This is a genomic window from Streptomyces sp. NPDC046557 (genome assembly GCF_040645975.1).
Classification (GTDB): domain Bacteria; phylum Actinomycetota; class Actinomycetes; order Streptomycetales; family Streptomycetaceae; genus Streptomyces.
Map to the genome: position 1 here is coordinate 358,775 of NZ_JBEYZH010000001.1, position 19,043 is coordinate 377,817.

The 19,043-nt window shown below is 72.7% G+C and carries 18 protein-coding genes; 9 read left to right on the plus strand and 9 right to left on the minus strand.

What is annotated here, in order from left to right; all coding sequences use genetic code 11:
* Positions 1-29: 29 nt before the first annotated feature.
* From ABZ934_RS01785 to dnaK, 4 genes are all read right to left on the minus strand, one after another.
* The gene (locus ABZ934_RS01785; RefSeq protein ID WP_361307429.1) at positions 30-626 is read right to left on the minus strand and encodes a hypothetical protein; all 597 of its coding nucleotides are present in this window, start codon (positions 624-626) and stop codon (positions 30-32) included.
* The gene (locus tag ABZ934_RS01790) at positions 607-1,149 is read right to left on the minus strand and encodes a hypothetical protein (protein ID WP_361307431.1); all 543 of its coding nucleotides are present in this window, start codon (positions 1,147-1,149) and stop codon (positions 607-609) included. Before ABZ934_RS01790 ends, ABZ934_RS01785 begins: the two co-directional genes overlap by 20 nt.
* Before the next feature lie 123 nt (positions 1,150-1,272).
* Complete coding sequence (grpE, locus tag ABZ934_RS01795; protein ID WP_361307433.1) at positions 1,273-1,707, minus strand: nucleotide exchange factor GrpE; 435 nt, start codon at positions 1,705-1,707, stop codon at positions 1,273-1,275.
* Between the two features lie 215 nt (positions 1,708-1,922).
* Entirely contained in the window at positions 1,923-3,824 is a 1,902-nt protein-coding gene (gene dnaK, locus ABZ934_RS01800) for a molecular chaperone DnaK (protein WP_361307435.1), read from the minus strand.
* A gap of 245 nt (positions 3,825-4,069) precedes the next feature.
* Between dnaK and ABZ934_RS01805 the strand changes: the two genes are divergently transcribed.
* Positions 4,070-4,813, plus strand: coding sequence for a DUF72 domain-containing protein (locus ABZ934_RS01805; RefSeq protein ID WP_361307437.1), 744 nt, complete (start codon positions 4,070-4,072; stop codon positions 4,811-4,813).
* Between the two features lie 132 nt (positions 4,814-4,945).
* Positions 4,946-7,537, plus strand: a complete 2,592-nt coding sequence (locus ABZ934_RS01810; RefSeq protein ID WP_361307439.1) for a YfhO family protein — start codon at positions 4,946-4,948, stop codon at positions 7,535-7,537.
* On the opposite strand, the gene ABZ934_RS01815 is transcribed toward ABZ934_RS01810, so the two are convergent.
* Entirely contained in the window at positions 7,524-8,819 is a 1,296-nt protein-coding gene (locus ABZ934_RS01815) for an MFS transporter (protein ID WP_361307441.1), read from the minus strand. The two genes, ABZ934_RS01810 and ABZ934_RS01815, sit on opposite strands and share 14 nt — an antisense overlap.
* A 194-nt stretch (positions 8,820-9,013) precedes the next feature.
* Here ABZ934_RS01815 and ABZ934_RS01820 point away from each other — a divergent pair, with 194 nt between their 5' ends.
* Positions 9,014-11,671: a SpoIIE family protein phosphatase gene (locus tag ABZ934_RS01820; protein WP_361308665.1), complete on the plus strand. Its 2,658-nt coding sequence runs from the start codon at positions 9,014-9,016 to the stop codon at positions 11,669-11,671.
* A 3-nt stretch (positions 11,672-11,674) separates the two neighbouring features.
* Here the strand turns inward: ABZ934_RS01820 and ABZ934_RS01825 are convergent, their stop codons facing one another.
* Entirely contained in the window at positions 11,675-12,142 is a 468-nt protein-coding gene (locus ABZ934_RS01825) for an Lrp/AsnC family transcriptional regulator (RefSeq protein ID WP_361307443.1), read from the minus strand.
* Between the two features lie 128 nt (positions 12,143-12,270).
* Between ABZ934_RS01825 and ABZ934_RS01830 the strand changes: the two genes are divergently transcribed.
* The 3 genes from ABZ934_RS01830 (at position 12,271) to ABZ934_RS01840 (ending at position 14,990) form a co-directional block, all read left to right on the plus strand.
* The gene (locus ABZ934_RS01830; RefSeq protein ID WP_361307445.1) at positions 12,271-13,308 is read left to right on the plus strand and encodes a DMT family transporter; all 1,038 of its coding nucleotides are present in this window, start codon (positions 12,271-12,273) and stop codon (positions 13,306-13,308) included.
* Positions 13,308-14,495, plus strand: coding sequence for an aromatic amino acid transaminase (locus ABZ934_RS01835; protein WP_361307447.1), 1,188 nt, complete (start codon positions 13,308-13,310; stop codon positions 14,493-14,495). Before ABZ934_RS01830 ends, ABZ934_RS01835 begins: the two co-directional genes overlap by 1 nt.
* A gap of 150 nt (positions 14,496-14,645) precedes the next feature.
* Positions 14,646-14,990 (plus strand): hypothetical protein, encoded by a 345-nt coding sequence (locus ABZ934_RS01840; protein WP_361307449.1) that lies wholly within the window; start codon positions 14,646-14,648, stop codon positions 14,988-14,990.
* 190 nt (positions 14,991-15,180) lie between these two features.
* Here the strand turns inward: ABZ934_RS01840 and ABZ934_RS01845 are convergent, their stop codons facing one another.
* Positions 15,181-16,626, minus strand: coding sequence for a glyceraldehyde-3-phosphate dehydrogenase (locus tag ABZ934_RS01845; protein WP_361307451.1), 1,446 nt, complete (start codon positions 16,624-16,626; stop codon positions 15,181-15,183).
* 27 nt (positions 16,627-16,653) lie between these two features.
* The gene (locus ABZ934_RS01850) at positions 16,654-17,052 is read right to left on the minus strand and encodes a hypothetical protein (RefSeq protein ID WP_361307453.1); all 399 of its coding nucleotides are present in this window, start codon (positions 17,050-17,052) and stop codon (positions 16,654-16,656) included.
* A 14-nt stretch (positions 17,053-17,066) separates the two neighbouring features.
* On the opposite strand from ABZ934_RS01850, the gene ABZ934_RS01855 reads away from it, so the two are divergent.
* The 3 genes from ABZ934_RS01855 (at position 17,067) to ABZ934_RS01865 (ending at position 18,679) form a co-directional block, all read left to right on the plus strand.
* Positions 17,067-17,228, plus strand: a complete 162-nt coding sequence (locus ABZ934_RS01855; protein WP_361307455.1) for a hypothetical protein — start codon at positions 17,067-17,069, stop codon at positions 17,226-17,228.
* A gap of 13 nt (positions 17,229-17,241) precedes the next feature.
* The gene (locus ABZ934_RS01860) at positions 17,242-17,964 is read left to right on the plus strand and encodes a 4'-phosphopantetheinyl transferase superfamily protein (protein ID WP_361307457.1); all 723 of its coding nucleotides are present in this window, start codon (positions 17,242-17,244) and stop codon (positions 17,962-17,964) included.
* 397 nt (positions 17,965-18,361) lie between these two features.
* Positions 18,362-18,679 carry a hypothetical protein gene (locus ABZ934_RS01865; RefSeq protein WP_361307459.1) on the plus strand — a complete coding sequence of 106 codons (318 nt, stop codon included), beginning with the start codon at positions 18,362-18,364 and terminating at the stop codon, positions 18,677-18,679.
* A gap of 15 nt (positions 18,680-18,694) precedes the next feature.
* Here ABZ934_RS01865 and ABZ934_RS01870 read toward each other — a convergent pair whose 3' ends face one another.
* The gene (locus tag ABZ934_RS01870) at positions 18,695-18,925 is read right to left on the minus strand and encodes a hypothetical protein (protein WP_361307461.1); all 231 of its coding nucleotides are present in this window, start codon (positions 18,923-18,925) and stop codon (positions 18,695-18,697) included.
* Positions 18,926-19,043: the final 118 nt, after the last annotated feature.

Below are 19,043 nucleotides of genomic sequence, written 5' to 3' on the forward strand. Positions count from 1 at the left end.
GCCTCCTGCTCAGGTCGTGAGGGCGCCGGTCAGGTGGTGAGGAGACGGTTGAAGAAGGAGCGGTAGCGCTGGAGCGCGATCCGCAGGTCTTCCGTCACTACTTCCTCGCCCTTGCTCCACTGGCCTTCCAACTCCTCCTTGTGCGAGGCGAACGTAGCGGCCAGTGTCTGCATCACCTCGGCGACGAGGGTGTCCGCGGACCTGACCGCCTCCTGCGGGTCGTCGACGAAGCGGCCCTGTATCTCGCCCCACCTCCTGCGGAACTCCTCCGCGTCGGGGCCCGCGAGCAACGGTTCGTTGCCGCTTTCGCCCTCCGCGCCCGTTCCGTTCCGGGTGCCTGCCGCCGTCGTGCCCGCCGTCGCGGTCGCCTCGTCCTGCCCCAGGTCGTCCGGGAACGTGCCCCGCGCGTCCGCGTCCTCTCCGGTGTCCTGTCCCGGTTCCTCTCCCGCGTAGTCTTCGCCAACGCCTGCGCCTTCGTTACGGTCGCCCGTCGCCTCGCCCGGGTACACGGCGGTGTTCCGCTCGTCGCCTCCCGGGTGCGCGAGGCTCTCCGTGGTCAGGCCGCCCTCGTCGGGCCGGCCGACCGTCTCGTCGCGGTCCTGCATGTCATCGGCCTCCTTGGTCACCGAGCAGCTCCTGGAACAGGGCCCGGTAGTGGACCATCGCCCCGCGGAGCTCCTCCGTCGTCGCCTGTCCTTCGCTGCTGCGCGCGTTGACCGCGTGCGCGGCGCGGTAGTGCTCCAGCGTGCTTCCGTGCTCGACCGAGAGGTCGCGCAGTTGATCACCGAACCCGTCGGTCGGATAGCCGCGTTCCCTCATGAGCCGGGTCACCAGCTCGTCCGCCTGGGCCACGGCCCCCTCGGGGCGGTCCACGAAGCGCTCCTGGACGCCCTGCCACTCCTCGGCGTACTGGGTCCGGCGCGCGGGCGGCAGTTCCTTGATGTCCAGGTCCGCGTGGCGCTGCTCGCGGGCGCGCAGTTCACGCTCGGCGGCCAGCCGGCCGCCCTCGTCCTCGACCGTGCGGTCGTACTCGGGACCGAACCGCTCCCGCAGGTGCCGTCGGCGCGAGACGAGCCAGAATCCGACCGCGATGGCGATCAGGACCACCACTACGGGAACGATGATCGCGATGAGCGTGCTTGTCGACATGGGGGCCTCCACTCGGGGCCGTGCTCTCATCGGTGTCGTCATTGGCGCGTGCCCGCCCATGGGTGTCGCAAACGCGCCGCGCGGCTCCGCCGGGGCGCCTGTCCCCGCCCGGTCGGTCGTGGGTCAGTCGCCGGGTGCCGGTTCGGCCACCGCCACTTGGGCGGGACGGAGCAGCCGGCCGCCGACCCGGTAGCCGGGGCTCAGGACACCGGCGCAGGACGGGGCGGTGCTGCCGGGGACGGGAGTGGAGGTGACGGCTTCGTGGACGCGCGGGTCGAAGGGGTCGCCGGGTTCGCCGAAGGTCTCAAGGCCGAGGCCGGCGAGGCGGGACGCGAGCGCGCGGGCCACGGCGTCGAGGCCCTCGCCGGCCTCGCCGCGCGCGCGGGCGTCGTCCACGGCGTCGAGGACGGGCAACAGTGCGGTGAGCACGTTGGCGACGGCCGCCTCGCGGACGGCGAGACGGTCCCGGCGGACGCGTTTGCGGTAGTTGTCGTACTCGGCTTTGAGCCGTTGCAGGTCGGCGGTGCGCTCGGCGAGCAGGCGGGCCGCTTCCGGCACAACCGGAGCCGAAGTGGGTCGACCCGGGGCCGGGTCTTGGGTTTCGGGACGGTCCCGGCGGCCGGGGCCACGCGGGTCGAGGGCACGGGGTGTGAGGGCACGGGGTGTGAGGGCACGGGGTGTGAGGGCCGGCGGGCCGGTCCGTCGGCGGTCGCGCAGGACGACGACCGTCGGGGCCTCGGGGCGCTCCGGGCGCGGGGGCTCGGCCGGGTCGTTCATACCGTGCCTCCTCTCGGTTTCTCGTCGTCGATGATCTCGGCGTCGACGACCTCGTCCTGGGCCGGGTCACCGTTCGGGGCCCGTCCGGTCCGGCCGTCGTCGGCCTTGGCCTGGCCGGCGTCGGCCGCGCCGCCGGCGGCGTGGGCCGCCTGCGCGTCGGCGTAGATCGCCTGGCCGAGCTTCTGGCTGACCGCCGCGACCTTCTCCGTCGCCGTACGGATCTCAGCGGTGTCCTCGCCCTTGAGCTTCTCCTTCAGCTCGGCGACGGCCGCCTCGACCTCGGACTTGACGTCGCCCGGGACCTTGTCCTCGTTGTCCTTGACGAACTTCTCCGTCTGGTACACGAGCCGCTCGGCCTGGTTGCGCGTCTCCGCGGCCTCCTTGCGGCGGCGGTCCTCCTCGGCGTGCTGTTCGGCGTCGTGGACCATCCGCCGGATGTCGTCCTTCGGCAGCGAGGAGCCGCCGGTGACGATCATCCGCTGTTCCTTGCCCGTGCCGAGGTCCTTCGCCGTGACGTGCATGATGCCGTTGGCGTCGATGTCGAAGGTGACCTCGATCTGCGGCACACCGCGCGGGGCCGGCGGCAGACCGGTCAGCTCGAACATGCCGAGCTTCTTGTTGTACGCCGCGATCTCGCGCTCGCCCTGGTAGACCTGGATCTGCACCGACGGCTGGTTGTCCTCGGCCGTCGTGAACGTCTCGGACCGCTTGGTCGGGATGGTCGTGTTGCGCTCGATGAGCTTGGTCATGATGCCGCCCTTGGTCTCGATGCCGAGGGACAGCGGCGTCACGTCGAGGAGCAGGACGTCCTTGACCTCACCCTTGAGCACACCGGCCTGCAGGCTCGCGCCGATCGCCACGACCTCGTCCGGGTTGACGCCCTTGTGAGGGTCCTTGCCGGTGAGTTCCCTGACGAGTTCCGTCACGGCCGGCATCCGGGTCGAGCCGCCGACCAGGATCACTTCGTTCACGTCCCCGACCTGGATCTTCGCGTCCTTGACGGCCTGGTGGAAGGGGGTCTTGCAGCGCTCCAGCAGATCGGCGGTCAGTTGCTGGAAGCCGGTGCGGGTGAGCTTCTCCTCCAGGTGCAGCGGGCCCTCCGGGGAGGCGCTGATGTAGGGCAGGTTGATGTTGGTCTCGGTGGCGGAGGACAGTTCGATCTTCGCCTTCTCGGCAGCCTCGCGCAGCCGCTGGAGCGCCATCTTGTCCTTGGTCAGGTCGATGCCGTAGCCGTTCCGGAACTGCTTGGCGAGGTGCTCGACGATCCGCTGGTCCCAGTCGTCGCCGCCCAGGTGCGTGTCGCCGTTGGTGGCCTTCACCTCCACGATGCCCTCGCCGATCTCCAGGAGGGACACGTCGAAGGTGCCGCCGCCGAGGTCGAAGACGAGGATCGTCTGGTCGTTCGCCTTGTCGAGCCCGTACGCCAGGGCGGCGGCCGTCGGCTCGTTGACGATGCGCAGGACCTTGAGGCCCGCGATCTCGCCGGCCTCCTTGGTGGCGGTGCGCTGGGCGTCGTTGAAGTAGGCGGGGACGGTGACCACGGCGTCGGTGACGTCCTCGCCGAGGTACGCCTCGGCGTCGCGCTTGAGTTTCTGCAGGACCCGCGCGGAGATCTCCTGCGCCGTGTACCGCTTGCCGTCCACGTCTCCGCGCTCGGGGAAGCGCCACTGCGGGTCGCCCATGTGCCGCTTGACCGAACGGGCGGTGCGGTCCACGTTGGTGACCGCCTGGCGTTTGGCGACCTCCCCGACGAGGACCTCCCCGCCCTTGGCGAAGGCCACGACCGAGGAGGTGGTCCTGGCCCCTTCCGCGTTGGGGATGACGGTGGGTTCGCCGCCTTCGAGAACGCTGACGACCGAGTTCGTCGTTCCGAGGTCGATGCCGACCGACCGTGCCATGGTCCGCTCCCTTCGCGCGTCAGCGGGCCGGTCGTGGATCACCTCGGCGCGGGAACCTCCCTGTCCCGCGGGACGGTTGCGGACAGCCGCCGACGCGTGCCGGGGCCGGCCCTCACTTCCTGGATACGTCCGTGCCGCGCGCCCTGTCAACGCGCCCCGACGGTTCACCCCGCCGGGCGGTTTTCGGGCGGTTCGCAGCGGGCAGGCGCCGGCACAGACGGTCCGTCGCGGCAGCGGAGGTGACCATGCCCGTCTTCGTCGGGACGTCCGGGTGGCAGTACCGGGACTGGGCCGGGACCTTCTATCCGCCGGGCGTGCCCCAGCGCCTGTGGCTGGAGGAGTACGGGCGCCGCTTCGGCACGGTGGAGAACAACAACGCCTTCTACCGGCTGCCGTCCCCCGAGACCTTCGCGGCCTGGCGCGCACGGACCCCGGAGGGCTTCGTCATGGCCGTCAAGGCCAGCCGTTTCCTGACCCACATCAAACGCCTGCGCGACCCGGAGGAACCGGTGCGGCGGCTGATGACGCACAGCGCCGGCCTCGGACCCCGGCTCGGACCCGTGCTCCTGCAACTGCCGCCCACCCTGCGCGCGGACGCGGGCACCTTGGACGCCTGCCTCGCCTGCTTCCCGGCCGGTGTCCGGGTGGCGGTGGAGCCGCGGCACGAGTCGTGGTGGACGGAGGAGATCCGGTCGGTGCTGGTCGAGCGGGGTGCCGCACTGTGCTGGGCGGACCGGCATTCGCGACCGGTGACCCCGCTGTGGCGGACCGCCGACTGGGGGTACGTACGGTTCCACGAGGGCCGGGCGCAGCCGTGGCCGCGGTACGGGCCCGGCGCTCTGCGTTCGTGGGCCGGGCGGATCGCTGAGACCTGGCCCGCGGCGGCGGACGTCTTCGCCTACTTCAACAACGACCCGGGCGGGGCGGCCGTCAGGGACGCCGAGGCGTTCCGGCGGATGGTGGTGGACGCGGCGGCCGTCCCCGCCTGAGCCGCTCGGGCCGTCCCCGCCCGCACGGTGGGCGTCAGCGGTTCACCCGTCCGCTCCCGCCGGACGGGCGGACGCGCGGCCGCAACGGTGGTTTGGGCCCGCGGGGCGCCCGGTACCTGCGAGGCTGGCGCCATGGTGCTGACGACCTCCCCTCCCACCAGCGGCCAGGAGCAGCGTCAGTGGGTACGCCGCAGGCCGGGCCCGCAGAGCGCGGCCGCCGCGGTCGCGGCGGCGGTGTCGATGGGGGCCTACTGCCTGGCGATGGCCGTGCACGGCACGTACCCCTTCGGCGGGCGCTCGCGTGCGGTCAACGACCTGGGCAACCAGTTCGTGCCGTTCCACGCCCACCTATGGGACCTGATGCGCGGGGGGACGGAAGGGGATCTCTTCTTCAACTGGGGCAGCGGCTACGGGGTCCCGTTCCTCGCCGACTTCTTCACGTATCTGATGAATCCGTTCTCCTGGCTCGTCGCACTGTTCCCGCGCGACCGGGTCGAGCTGCCGGTGTTCCTCGTGACGCTGCTGAGCATCGGTCTGGCGACCGCCCTGATGACGGTCTGGCTGGGCCGGTTGCGGCCGGGCCCGCCGTGGCCGCGCGCGGCCCTGGCGGTGGGCTACGGCGTCAGCGCGTGGACGGTGTCGAACGGTTTCGCGGACCCCATGTGGATGTGGGGGCTGGTGGCGTTCCCGCTGACCGGCTTCGCGTACGACTGGTGCCTGCGCCGCCGGCGCTGGGTGTCGGGGACGCTGCTCGTCGCCGCGTGCTGGGCCGGCAACTTCTACACCGCCGCGATGGCCACCCTCGGGATGGGGCTGGTCCTGCTGGTCAGGCTGCTGCTCGACGGGCGGCCACGGCCCGTTCGACGCCGGGTCCTGCTGCGGGCCGCGTCGATGACGGCGGTCGGCGTCGCGCTGGTCGCCCCCGTGCTGACGGTCACCTTCCCGGCCTCGCGGGCGTCGCAGCCGGGCCCCGAGGTCCACTACCCCGGGCCGCCCGCGCTCCACGACTACGTCGCCCACCTGCTGCCGGGCGGCTTTCACGCGAGCGCGCCGCAGATCTCGGTGGGCATGCTGCCGCTGGTGCTCGTCCTCGCCTATCCGTTCGTCCGCCGGGTCCCGGGCAGGGAGCGGGCCGCCTGGTGCGCGCTGCTCGTCCTGGTGGCGGCGTCGTACGTCTGGACGCCGACGATCCTGCTCTGGCACGGCCTCGCACTGCCCAACGGTGGCCCCTACCGGGCCTCGTTCACCCTCACCGGGATGCTGGTGGCCGTGGCGTGGTCGGCCCTGACCGCCCGGCCGCGTCCCCGGGAGCTGCTGGCGGGGGTCGGGGTGCTGGGCGTGCTGCTGGTCGTGGCCGGGTTCAGCGCGTACGTCACCGCCGCCACCTGGACCCTGACCGTGGTGGGGGGTGCGGTGGTCCTGGCCCTGCTGGTCATGGCGGCGCGGCGTCGGGGTCGTCGGGCGCGCGTCGCCGTGACGGGGGCGCTGATCGGCACGGTCTTCGTCTCGACGGTGTTCACGGTGCTGTCGGTGACCGAGCAGCGGGACCGGGACGAGTGGTGGCGGCCGAAGCGGACGCTGGACGCGCAATCCTCGGCGGCGCGGCGGGCGGTGGAGGCGCGGAACCGTTGGCCGGACCTGCGCAGTGAGCCCGGCCCGCACGAGTTCGCCGACAACGACCCGCTGTTGCTGGGCGGCCAGGGCGGCTCCTACTACAGCAGCTACCTGCCCGCCCGGACCGCGCAGACCCTGCGGGCACTGGGCGCCGGGTGGTACATGGCGGGCCGGCACACGGTCGGCTTCGAGGACCCGGTCGGTCGGGCGGTCATGGGGGTGGGCAGCTACCTGGACCACGGCGGCGCGGGCGGGTTCACCCCGCGGTCGGCCGACGCGGCTCCGGTGGTGACCTTGCGGGACGGCGCCCCGCCGGCCGCGGCGGACACCGTATTCGCCCGTCAGGAGCAGGTGCTGGGGGCGCGGGTCTACGCCGTGCCCGACGCCCGGCCGGTGGGCGGCGCGGCGGCCGGCTCGCGGCCCGACGGGTCGTGGCGGCTGTCCCGGGGCGTCCGGAGCACGTTCGCATTCACCTGCGCCCCCGGGACCTCGGCCTTCGCGTACGTGCCCTGGTTCTCCGGCACCCTGGACGCGCTCGGCACCGCCGAGCGGCTGTCGGGCGGGTATCCCATGACGAACAACGGGCTGGTGCCGCTCGGGACCGTCCCGGCCGGCGGTGAGGTGGTGCTGACGCTGACCGGCGACCGCGCCCAGGACGTCCCGCGCTCCCCCGTGGGCTGCCTGGACCGGGATGAACTCGGTGCGGCGGTGGCGCGCCTGAGGGCGTCGGCACCGACCCGGGTGACGGCGGGCGGCCACACGCTCGCAGCGGTGTTCCCGGCGCGGTCCTCCTCCGGCACCGCCGTCGTGGCCGTCCCCGCCGTGCGGGGCTGGCGGTGTTCCGTGGACGGGGCGGACGCGAAGGCGCCCGGCACGCTCGACGGCCTGATCGCGGTGCCGTTGGGGCCGGGGGCGTCCCGGATCGCCTGCGCGTACCGCACGCCCGGTCTGTCGGCCGGGATCGGGGTGAGCGGGGTGGCCCTGGCCGCGCTGCTCACCCTGGTCTCGGTGTCCTCCGCACCGCCGGGCAGCAGACGCCGCGCGGTGCGGGCGGGTGCGGTCCGGCGGCTGCGGCGACTGCGGCTGCGGCTGCGGCTCAGGACACGTTGACGGGCGCGGCGGCCTCCATCGCCCGGAGCCTCCGCAGGGAGGCGCGTCGCTGGACGACGGAGAGCGCCGCGACCGCCGCGCCGAGCACGATCCATCCCGCCGGTCCGGCCGACATCACGGCCCCGGTCAACAGCAGTGGCCCAGCCGACTTCTGTACGGACTGGGACATCCCCGCGACGCCCAGGTAGGCCGCCCTGGACCGGGCCGGGGCGAGGGAGACCGCCAGCTCCCAGGAACTCACCGACCGCATCAGCTCCGCCGCGGTGGCGAGCACCGCCGCGATGAGGAGGCCGACGGAGGCGGTCCAGGCTCCGGCCCCGCTGGACACGGCGAGCAGTACGCAGCAGGCGGACAGGGTGGCTCCGTAGACGGCCACCGCTCCCGCGGCCTGGCGCGGTTGCCCGACCTTCGCCGACACGCGCAGTTGGAGCACCACGACGAGCACCGTGTTGATCACGAGGAAGGCCGGGACGAGTGCGTGCGGCGCGTCGGTGCGGGTGATCAGCCACAGCGGCAGCCCGACGGAGAGGATCGAGTCGTCCAGGTTCATCGGGATGTCCAGCAGTACGAACCGCAGGTAGCCGCGGTCGCGCCAGGGGTTCGCCGCGGCCGGCGGCACGTGGGCGGGCTCGCCGGTCCGCGCCGCGACCCGCCCGTGCTCGCGCGGCTCGCGCGTGCGCCGGACCAGGAGGGCCGCCGCGAGGAAGGAGAGGGCGTTGGCCAGGATCAGGCCCTGGTACGCCTCGCGGCTGCCGATGGCGAGCCCGATCGCCGCGACGCCCGCGCCGAGCGCGTAACCCGCGTTGGCCGCACTGCGGGCGAGGGCCTGGTAGGTGGCGCGGCGGTTGCCCGCGACGCGGGTCGCGAAGAGCATCTCCAGTGTCTTGGCGGCCCGGTCGCCCAGGCTGGTGAGGGCCACGACCGCCAGGAGCACCTCGTACCGCGTCACGACGAGCAGCGCGCCCAACGTGCCCAGGCGCAGGAGGTGGGCGGCGATCAGCAGCCGGCGGACGGGGAACCGCCCCGCGAGGTGGCCGGCGAGCGGGGAGCCGGCGATCCCGGCCACCCCGGCGGCGCCGAGCAGGATGCCCACCTGCCGGGCGTCCAGCCCGACGACGAAGGTGAAGTAGAGGACGCTCGCGGCGGCCCACACGCCCGTTCCCGACCGGTCCAGGAACTGCGCGAGGAGCATGGTCCGCGCGTCCCGGCCGCCGGGTGGCCGGCGGAGCTGCCCCAGCAGGCCCTCCGGTCGGTCCTTACGGGTCCTCGTGCCGCCCCGCATCCCATGTCTCCGTTCCCCCGGACCATGTATCTCGATGTCGAGATACGTGCAGGAGCCTGCCCGATGAGAATCTTGACGTCAAGATATTTCCGACGTTCCGGAGGCCGGATGCGAGCGACCGCCACGCCGAGGGCCGCCGACAGTGCTACAACTGGGGACGTGACCGATCCTTGCCACCCGTGCCGGGGACGTCGGTGCGGTCACTGAGCAGAAATCGCCCTCGAAGCGTCGCCCGACAGGTATTCGTCCTCCAGGTGGCGATCGTGGTGCTGCTCGCGGCCGGTGCGGTCCTGGCCCTGGTGCTCCAGTCGCGCCACGACATCGACCGCGAGGCCCGCACCCGCTCCGTCGCCGTCGCCCAGTCCTTCGCGCACTCGCTCGGACTCCGGCAGGCGCTGCGCTCCCCCGATCCCTCCAAGATCCTCCAGCCCGTCACCGAGGCCACGCGCAAGGAGGCCGGGGTCGACTTCATCGTGGTGATGGACACCCATGGCATCCGCTACACCCACCCGCTGCCCGACCGCATCGGCAAACGTTTCGTCGGCACCATCGGCCCCTCCCTCGCCGGTCACGTCCACACCGAGAGCGTGAACGGACCCCTCGGCAAGGAGATCCAGGCCGTGGTGCCGGTCTTCGGCCCGGACCACAAGGTGGTGGGTCTGGTGTCGGCCGGTCTCACCGTCAAGAACGTCACCGGCGTCGTGGACCGACAGCTCCCCGTCATCCTGGGCGCCAGCGCGGTGGGCCTCGCCCTGGCCACCGTCGGCTCGGCGCTGATCAGCCGGCGCCTACGGCGCCAGACCCACGGCCTCGGCCCGCTCGAAATGACCCGGATGTACGAACACCACGACGCGGTGCTGCACGCCGTGCGCGAGGGCGTACTGATCACCGACGGGACCGGAAGGCTCCTTCTCGCCAACGACGAGGCCGTGCGACTGCTGCGGCTGCCGCCGGACGCCGAGGGCCGGCTCGTCGGGGAGTTGCCGGGGCTCGACCGGCAACTGGTCGAACTCCTGCGCTCCGGCCGGGAGGCCACCGACGAGATGCACGAGGCCGGGGACCGCCTGCTCGTGATCAACCAGCGCCCGACCCGGCTGCGCGGCCGGTCCGAGGGAACCTCGGTGACCATCAGGGACTCCACCGAGATGCGCGTCCTCAGCACCCGCGCCGACGCGGCCCGCAGACGGCTCAAGCTGCTGTACGACGCCGGTGTGGGCGTCGGGACCACCCTCGACGTGGAGCGCACGGCCCAGGAGCTGGCCGATGTCGCCGTCCCGCGCTTCGCGGACTTCGTCACCATCGACCTGGCCGAGCCCGTCCTGCACGGCGACGAGCCCACCTCCACGTCGGACCTGCGACGCACCGCCGTCAGCGGCATCCGCGACGACTCGCCGCTCTACCAGCGCGGCATCCTGATCGACTTCCTGCCCTCCACCCCCCAGGCCCGCGGCCTCGACAGCGGCCGGGGCGAGGTGGTCACCGACCTCGCCGACGCCCCCGGCTGGTACGCCCAAGACCCGCCCCGGGCCCAAGCCATCATCGACTACGGCATCCACTCCCTGATCACCGCGCCGCTCAAGGCCCGCGGCGTGGTGCTCGGGGTGGTCAACTTCTGGCGCTCGCGCAAGCCGGAGCCCTTCGACGAGGAGGACCTGTCGCTGGCGGAGGAACTCGTCGCCCGGGCCGGCATCACCATCGACAACGCGCGCCGCTACACGCGCGAACACGCCCTCGCCGTGACCCTCCAGCACAGCCTGCTGCCCCGCGACCTGCCGGAGCAGAACGCCGTCGACGTGGCGCACTACTACCTGCCCGCGCAGTCCGGGGTCGGCGGCGACTGGTTCGACGTGATCCCGCTGCCCGGCAGCCGGGTCGCGCTCGTGGTCGGCGACGTCGTCGGACACGGTCTGCACGCCGCCGCCACCATGGGCCGGCTGCGCACCGCCGTGCTCAACTTCTCCTCCCTCGACCTGCCGCCCGACGAACTCCTCGCCCGGCTCGACGACCTCGTCCAGTACATCGACCAGAGCACGGACGGCTCGGGCGGCGGCCCCGACAGCGCCGGCCTCCTCGGCGCCACCTGCCTGTACGCGGTGTACGACGCGGTCAGCCAGCGGTGCACGATCGCCCGGGCCGGACACGTCCCGCCGTTCGTCGTGCGTCCCGACGGCCGGGTCGAGATGCCGGAACTGCCGCCCGGCGCGCCCCTGGGGCTGGGCGGGTTCCCGTTCGAATCGGCCGAGCTGGACCTGAGCGAAGGCAGCCAGTTGGTGCTCTACACCGACGGGCTGATCGAGGACCGGGCCCGGGACATCGACGACGGACTCGCCCTGGTCCGCTCGGCGCTGGGCCACGCCGACCGGGAACCGGAGGAGACCTGCCGGGCCCTGCTGAAGGCGATGCTGCCGGTACGCCCACGCGACGACGTGGCCCTCCTGGTGGCGCGGACCTCGGCGCTCGGCGCGGACCGCATCGCCGAATGGGAGGTGCCGTTCGAGCCGAGCGCGGTCGGCGAGATGCGGGCCCTGGCGGTCGCGAAGCTGGAGGAGTGGGGTCTGTCGGAGCTCGCCTTCGGCACGGAGCTGGTGCTGAGCGAACTCGTCACCAACGCGATCCGGCACGGCGTCGCCCCCGTACGCCTGCGCCTGCTGCACGACCGGGTGCTGACCTGCGAGGTCTTCGACAGCAGCAGCACCTCGCCCCACCTGCGCTACGCCGCCACGACGGACGAAGGCGGCCGGGGGCTCTTCCTCGTCGCGCAGATCAGCCGGCGGTGGGGGGTCAGGTACACCCCGGAGGGCGGGAAGGTCATCTGGTCCGAGCAGCAACTGCCCGACGCCGCCGGCCCCTGACGCTCACTTGGGGCCCTTGGGGGTCGGGTACACCCGGGACTGCTTGACGCTGCCGTACGCGAAGCTCGACTCGATGGACGCGATGCCGGGGATGGCGTGGATGCGGTCGCGCACGAGGGCTTCGTACGCCTGGAGGCTCTCGATGACGACCCGCAACAGGTAGTCGCTGCTGCCGGCCATCAGGTAGCAGTCCTGGATGTGCTCGATGACGGCGACGTGCTCCTCGAAGAGCCGGACCGCCTCCCCCGTGTGCCGCTCCAGCCGTATCCGCACGAACACGGTGATCGGGAGTCCGAAGCCGACCTGGTCGACCATCGCGGTGTAGCCGCGGATGAGACCGGCCTCCTCCAACCGGCGCACCCGGCGCAGACAGGGCGACGGGGACAGCCGTACGCGGTCGGCGAGGTCCTGGTTGGACAGCCGGCCGTCGGCCTGCAACTCGCGAATGATCTGGAGATCGACCGCGTCCATCGGCACTCCTTGGCAGATTCTGCCCCCACGGTAGGTGCGGAGGGCAGAACTGGCAATCGGCTGCCCCCGCGAAAGCCATAGCGTTGCCCCGTGGCCGGCCCCGGCCCTTCCAGGCTGGAGGAACCTCCTTGGCAACGACGGAAAGTCGCCCCGCGACCGCACCACCGCAGGGCGCGGACGCGCCCGTCCGGCGGGTCTCGCCCCAGGCGCGCGGGCTGCTGGCGCTGGCCGCGACGGTGGCGATCTGGGCCGCCTTCGCGCTCAGCGCGCGGGCCCTGAGCACCTCGTCCCTGTTGCCCGCCGACGCGGCGCTGCTGCGCTTCGGGGTGCCCGTCGTGGCCTTGGCGCCGGCGCTCTGGCGCCGCCGTCGGAACATCGTGTCCGTACGGCCCGCCACCGCGGCGAAGATCATCTGTGGCGCGGGCGTGCCGTTCTTCCTGGCCGCGATGTACGGCGGCTCGCTGACCTCCGCGGCCTTCGTGGGTTCGCTGATACCGGGGATGGTCCCGCTGTTCGTCTCCGGGCTCATGGTGGCCGGCGGGCGCGGTGCGCCGCGCGGCACCCAGGCGGCGGGGCTCGCGCTGATCGCGGTGGGGGTCGTCGCCCTCGTGTGGCGCCACGTGGTGCCGGTGGACACGGACGTGCTCGCGGGAGCCGGGGTGCTGCTGCTGGCCAGCGGGCTGTGGGCGCTCTACACGGTGGGGCTGAAGGAGGTCGCGCTCGATCCGGTCGGGTCGATCGGGCTGCTGTGCGTGCCGTCGTTCGCCGTGATGGCGCTGTTGGTGCTGACCGGTGCGCTGCCCACCGGTCTGGCGTCGGCGGCGGGTGGCGACATCGCCTTGTTCTTGGTGGTGCAGGGGCTCGGGGTCGGGCTGTGCGCGGGTCTGCTGTACGCGTTCGCCATCCGGCGCCTCGGCGCCGAGCGCAGCTCGGTGTTCGGCAGCCTCAGCCCGGTCGCCGTCGTACTGCTCGCCGTTCCGCTGCTGCACGAGTCGCCGACGGTGAGCGTGCTCGTCGGCGTGCCCGTGATCACCGCGGGCGTCGTCCTCGCCAACCGACGCCCGACAACCGCCGCGTCCGCCTCCCCGGCTGCCGCCGCGTCCGAGTCGGTTGCCGCCGCCCCGCCGGCGCCCGTGTCCGCCCCCGCCACCCCGAGGTTGCCGTAATGCTTGAGCTCCTCCTCCCGCCGCCCGTCGACCCCCTGTGGGACCTCACCGAGGCGTTCGGCGCCGACACGCGGCCCGAGCGGTTGAACCTCGTCCTCGGCGTGTACCGCGACGAGAGCGGCGGCACGCCGGTCATGGCGGCCGTCCGCGAGGCCGAGATACGTCTGGCGGAACGTTCCGCCTCCAAGGAGTACCGGGGGTTGTCGGGGAACCTCGCCTTCAACCGCGCGATGCTGTCGATGGTCCTCGGCCCGGACGGCCCGGTCGAGCGGGCCGTGGCGGTCCAGACGGTGGCCGGCAGTGGCGCCCTGCGCCTGCTGGCGGACCTGATCTGCCGGACCCGCCCGGGCACGACGGTGTGGATCAGCGATCCCGCCTACGTCAACCACCGGCCCATCCTGGAGGCGGCGGGCCTCACGGTGCGCACGTACGGCCGGCCGGACCGGGACGGCATGCTGCGGGACCTGGCCGCGGCGCGCCGCGACGACGTGGTGCTGCTCCAGGGGTGCTGCCACAACCCGACCGGCGTCGACCCGACTCCCGACGCCTGGGAGGCGCTGGCCGCGCTGGCCGTGCGCGACGGCTGGGTGCCGTTCGTCGACCTGGCCTACCACGGGCTCGGCGATGGCCTCGAAGCGGACCTCGCGGCGACGCGGATGCTGGCGGAGCGGGTCCCGGAGATGCTGCTCGCCATCAGCTGCTCGAAGAACTTCGGCCTCTACAGCGACCGCACCGGCTGCGCCGTCGTCCTCGGGGCGTCCCGCGCCTCGCTCCGTCACGCGGAGACGGCCCTGCAGAACGCGGCCCGCACCCAGTACTCGATGCCGCCGGAGCACGGCGCGGCGGTCGTCACGACCATCTGGGAGGACGCGGACCTCCAGGCGTCCTGGCGCTCCGAGCTGGACGCCATGCGGCAGCGGATCGCGGCCAACCGGACGGCCCTGGTGGAGGAGCTGGTCGCGCTCGGCCGGGGCGCCGAGGCGTCCTCGCTGGCGCGGCAGAAGGGGATGTTCTCGATGCTCCCGCTGTCACCCGAGCAGATGCTGCGGCTGCGCCGGCGGTACGCGATCTACGGGACGACCGCGGGGCGGGTGAACATCGCCGGGATCGGGCTGGAACGGGTCCCCTGCCTCGCCCGGGGCATCGCCGGGGTCCTGGAGGAGCGGCGCGCGACCCTGGTGCGGTAGGCCCTGTCGTCACGGTGCTCCCGCCCCGGCGCGGTGGCCCTAGCCCCTTCGGCCGTCATCCCACCGGGTGCGCAGGGGATGCCCGCCGGCGCGGGAGGAGCCAGGCTGCGGTGACGGGCAAGCCATCACCGCACAGACGAGGACCGAGCCATGTCCCACCTCCGGCGCATCGGCGTCATCACCGGGGCGGCGCTGCTGCTCACGGCCACGGCCTGCTCGGCGGGCAAGACCACCGTCGGCAGCCTCAGCTTCCGCGCCCAGGACGGCCCGGTCGAGGTCACGTACCTGAACACCGCCGTCCAGGGCTGCCATACGATCGGCCTGCCGCGCGGCGCCGCGCACGTGGACAACAACACCCTGGTCGACGTCATCCTTTACCGGACGCCGAAGTGTCAGCGGACCGACGCGGCGGACGGGGTCTACATCCCGACGTCCAGCTCGAACGTGACCGCGCCCGGCAGCCTGCCGTGGCGCAGTTTCAGCGTCGTGCACTGAGCGGCCGCGCGGCGCGACCGTCCGTACGCGCGAAAGCGGGGCGGCGGCGGGGCCCCGTCCGTACGCGCGAAAGCGGGGCGGCGGCGGGGCGGCGGGCTCCCTCTCGGAAGCGTCGCCACCCCGTCCGTCGCCCCGCTTCACGAGACGGCCGACGGGCCGCCGGCGGTCGGACCGCCGGGGCCGTGCGCGGTCAGACCGCGGGGGCCGGGTAGGTCGGGTACTCCACGCCGGAGACGTGCTGGACGACGCGGATGACCTGGCACGAGTAGCCGAACTCGTTGTCGTACCAGAGGTAGAGGATGGCGTTGTCGCCGTCGACCTTGGTGGCGCCCGCGTCGACGATCGAGGAGTGCCGCGAGCCGACGAAGTCCATGGAAACGGCGTCGGGTGCGGTGGTGAAGTCGATCTGGCGCTTCAGCGGCGAGTGCAGCGACACGTCGCGGAGGTAGTCCAGGACCTCTTCGCGGGTGGTCTCGCGGCCCAGGCGCAGGCTCAGGATGGCGATCGAGACGTCCGGGACGGGGACACGGATCGAGCTGCCGGTGATCGGCGCCTTGAGGTCGGGCAGCGCCTTGGCGACGGCGGAGGCGGCGCCGGTCTCGGTGATGACCATGTTCAGCGGCGCGGAGCGACCGCGGCGGTCCGCCTTGTGGTAGTTGTCCAGCAGGTTCTGGTCGTTGGTGAACGAGTGGACGGTCTCCACGTGGCCGCGCAGCACGCCGTATTCGTCGTCCATGGCCTTCAGCGGCGGGACGATCGCGTTGGTGGTGCAGGAGGCGCAGGACAGGATCTGCTCGTCCGGCTTGATCGTGTCGTGGTTGACGCCGTGCACGATGTTCGGGACGTCGCCCTTGCCCGGGGCGGTCAGGACGACCTTGTCGATACCGGGACGCAGGTGCTTGGAGAGGCCCTCGCGGTCGCGCCACTTGCCGGTGTTGTCGATGAGGATGGCGTCCTTGATGCCGTACGCCGTGTAGTCGACCTCGGACGGGTCGTTGGCGTAGATCACCTTGATCGTGTTGCCGTTGGCGACGATCGTGCTGTTCGCCTCGTCCACGGTGATCGTGCCCTGGAACTGACCGTGGATGGAGTCGCGGCGCAGCAGCGAGGCGCGCTTGACGAGATCCTGCTCACCGCCGCCACGGACGACGATGGCACGCAGCCGCAGGCCGTTGCCGGAGCCGGCCTTCTCGATGAGCAGGCGGGCGACGAGGCGGCCGATGCGGCCGAAGCCGTACAGGACGACGTCGCGCGACGCGCCGCGCTCGATCTTGTTCGCACCGGTGGCGCCGGCCACGGCCTCGGCGGTGAACTCCTCGACGGACAGGCCGCGGTCGTCGGCCTTGTACGTGGCGGCCAGCATGCCGATGTCGATCTGGGAGGGGCCGAGATCGAGCGCGGCAAGGGCCTGGAGGAACGGAAGCGTCTCGGTGACCGAGAGCTCCTCGCCGTCGATCTGCCGGGCGAAGCGGTGGGTCTTGAGGATGCTGACCACCGACTTGTTCACCAAGGAGCGGCTGTGGAGGAGGACGGTGACGTCCTGCTCCCGGTGCAGCTTCCCGATGATCGGGATCATCGACTCCGCGATCTCCTCGCGGTTTTTCCAGTGGGTGAACGAGTCGTCGTTGACAGTCACAGGTTTATCTTTCGAGCTAGGCGGCGCTCAGATGCTAACGCACCACCCGTTCGGGCCCTCGAACGGGTGCCCCCGAGCGATCCCTCCATGGGTCGTTTCGTGATGATTGATCCCCATCTCAGCGGACAGGGCCGGCGTAGTAGCGGCGGCAGGCCCGGAGCATGCCCTCCGCGGAGAGGTGAAGACGTCCACGAATTCCCGCTGCTGGGGGGCGACCCGACCCATCGCCACCACGCAGTCCCCGTCGGCGACGATCCTGGTGATGTGGTGGCGGGCGCCGATCGCGGGGCGCTCCAGTTCGGCGACGCCGAGCAGGCCCGCGTGCAGGAGGGAGCCGTAGCCGTCGAGGTCGCCCGAGTCGAGGTAGTGGTAGGCGAGGCGTACGTGGTCGACTCCGGAGTCGGTGACCACGGGGCTCGGCGGCACCCGCCCGGAGCACCGTGTTCAGCTCGCTGTCCCTGGCCCTCGGCGTCCAGACCACCGGGCTGCTGTGCGGGGCGATCGCGTTCGTCTCGCCGCTCGCGGCCGTCCTGGCGCTGCGGCACCCCGCGAAGGCGGCGGAGCCGGCGCCGGTGCGGCTCCCCGTCCCCGCAGCCGTGTGAGGAGGTTCCCGCGATGAAACCGGGCACTGTTCACCTGCTCGTACCGACCCCGTTGTCGGGTCCGGGACCGGGTCCGGGAGCGGCCGGGGCCGTGTTGGTGGCGGCGAGTCCGCAGCTGTGGATCGTGGACACGACCACCTACCGGGCACACGCCTCCCGGCACGCCCCCGGCACCCTGGACGCCCAGGAACTGGCCCGCGCGGCCGAGTTCGTCCGGGCGGCGGACCGCGACGGCTACGTCTGCGCCCACGTGGCGCTGCGCCGGCTGCTCGGCGCCTACCTGGGCATGCCGGCGCGGGAGGTGGTCGTGGACCGGGCGCCCTGCACGCACTGCGACGAGCCGCACGGGCGTCCGGTGCTGCCGGGCGGGTCCCTGCACTTCTCCCTCTCGCATTGCACGGGGATCAGCCTGCTGGCCTTCGCGACCGCCCCGGTCGGGGTGGACGTGCAGGAGTTGATCCTCCCCCAGTCGATCGCGGAGACGGCCGACGTCCTGCACCCGAGGGAGGCGGCGGAGCTCGCCGCCCTCCCGGCGGCGGACCGCTCCCTGGCCTCCACGCGGGTGTGGACCCGCAAGGAGGCGTACCTCAAGGGGCTGGGGGTGGGTCTGTCGGAGAACCCGGCGGCGGACTACGTGGGTTCGGGCCCCGTTCCGGCCCGCCTGCCGGGGTGGACCCTGACCGACGCCCTGGTCCCGGACGGCCACTGCGCCGCCGTGGCCCTGCGGGACCCGTGACCCGACGGCCCTGTCAGTACGGCCGGTCACCTGCATCGGTGATCAAGACGACTGACGACGACCGGAGTTTCCCGGCCCGCCGAGGAGACCATCTCCTGGCTGCGGAGCCGGCCGGGCAACCCGGCCGCGGACGGTGACGCGTTGCGGGTGTTCGGCCAGGACGGCTCGGGCGGGCTCACCGCCCTGTGGTGCGTACGGGCCGGCCGACCCCTCGCCGTGTGCCGTCGCTCGCCGAGCGATACGCGACCACCCCCCGCCGCCCGGCCGACGAGATCGTCCTCGTCGGACGGGTGGAGTTCACGACGTATGCGCAGGACATCGCGGCCCTCTGCCGCCGAGCGCGCCGACCACCCCCCGGTGGGCGTGTCCGGTGGGACGATGAATCGTTTTCGCTGGCATGACGACGACGCACTCCTCGCCCACCACCACGGCGCGGCACCGGGCTGCGGACGACGGCGTCCGCAGCTTGTTCGTGCCACGCCGGCCGTCGCACGCCGCCGGGTCCGCCCCGTTGTTCGACGAACTCGCCCGGGAGTGGGCGGCGCGCGGCGCCACCGTGCCCAACCGGCCGGACCCGACCTGGCTGCGGCTGGTCTCCTGGGAGCACTTCCAGCGCGAGACGGCCGCCACCATCAGGGACCTGCACCTGCGGGGCCCCGAGCCGACGCCCGGGCCCGCCACGCCGGACGGCCGCCCCCGCAGGCAGCGCGTGTGAGTCGGTGAAGCCCGGCTACGCCAGGGCGGCGCCGCCGAGGGCAACGGCGTCCAGCTTGCCCGCCTTGGCGTCCTCGACCAGTGAGCCGAACTGGTCGGCGCTCATCTCCACGCGCTGCCCGAAGTCGTCGGTGATGACGATCCGCCGTTCGACGGGCGCGGACTCGTCGACGAACAACTGCGGGCAGCCACAGTCGCATTTGCCGCAGAACGTCGCCACGGGTTCCAGGGAACGGTTGTCGGTCACAGGTGCCTTCCTTCCACATCCCGTCCGGCACACGGCCTCCCGCCACCGGTCCCCAGGGACATGCCCGTACGGCGACCCCCGCAAGCCCCCGGGCCGAAGCACGGGGCGCGGTCGGCGT

Coding starts and splice junctions, on each gene's coding strand:
- ABZ934_RS01805 (WP_361307437.1), top strand. CDS start 4,070: ATGCCCGTCTTCGTCGGGACGTCCGGGTGGCAGTACCGGGACTGGGCC.
- ABZ934_RS01815 (WP_361307441.1), bottom strand. CDS start 8,819: ATGCGGGGCGGCACGAGGACCCGTAAGGACCGACCGGAGGGCCTGCTG.
- ABZ934_RS01835 (WP_361307447.1), top strand. CDS start 13,308: ATGCTTGAGCTCCTCCTCCCGCCGCCCGTCGACCCCCTGTGGGACCTC.
- ABZ934_RS01865 (WP_361307459.1), top strand. CDS start 18,362: ATGACGACGACGCACTCCTCGCCCACCACCACGGCGCGGCACCGGGCT.
- ABZ934_RS01810 (WP_361307439.1), top strand. CDS start 4,946: ATGGTGCTGACGACCTCCCCTCCCACCAGCGGCCAGGAGCAGCGTCAG.
- ABZ934_RS01825 (WP_361307443.1), bottom strand. CDS start 12,142: ATGGACGCGGTCGATCTCCAGATCATTCGCGAGTTGCAGGCCGACGGC.
- ABZ934_RS01860 (WP_361307457.1), top strand. CDS start 17,242: ATGAAACCGGGCACTGTTCACCTGCTCGTACCGACCCCGTTGTCGGGT.
- ABZ934_RS01840 (WP_361307449.1), top strand. CDS start 14,646: ATGTCCCACCTCCGGCGCATCGGCGTCATCACCGGGGCGGCGCTGCTG.
- dnaK (WP_361307435.1), bottom strand. CDS start 3,824: ATGGCACGGTCGGTCGGCATCGACCTCGGAACGACGAACTCGGTCGTC.
- ABZ934_RS01790 (WP_361307431.1), bottom strand. CDS start 1,149: ATGTCGACAAGCACGCTCATCGCGATCATCGTTCCCGTAGTGGTGGTC.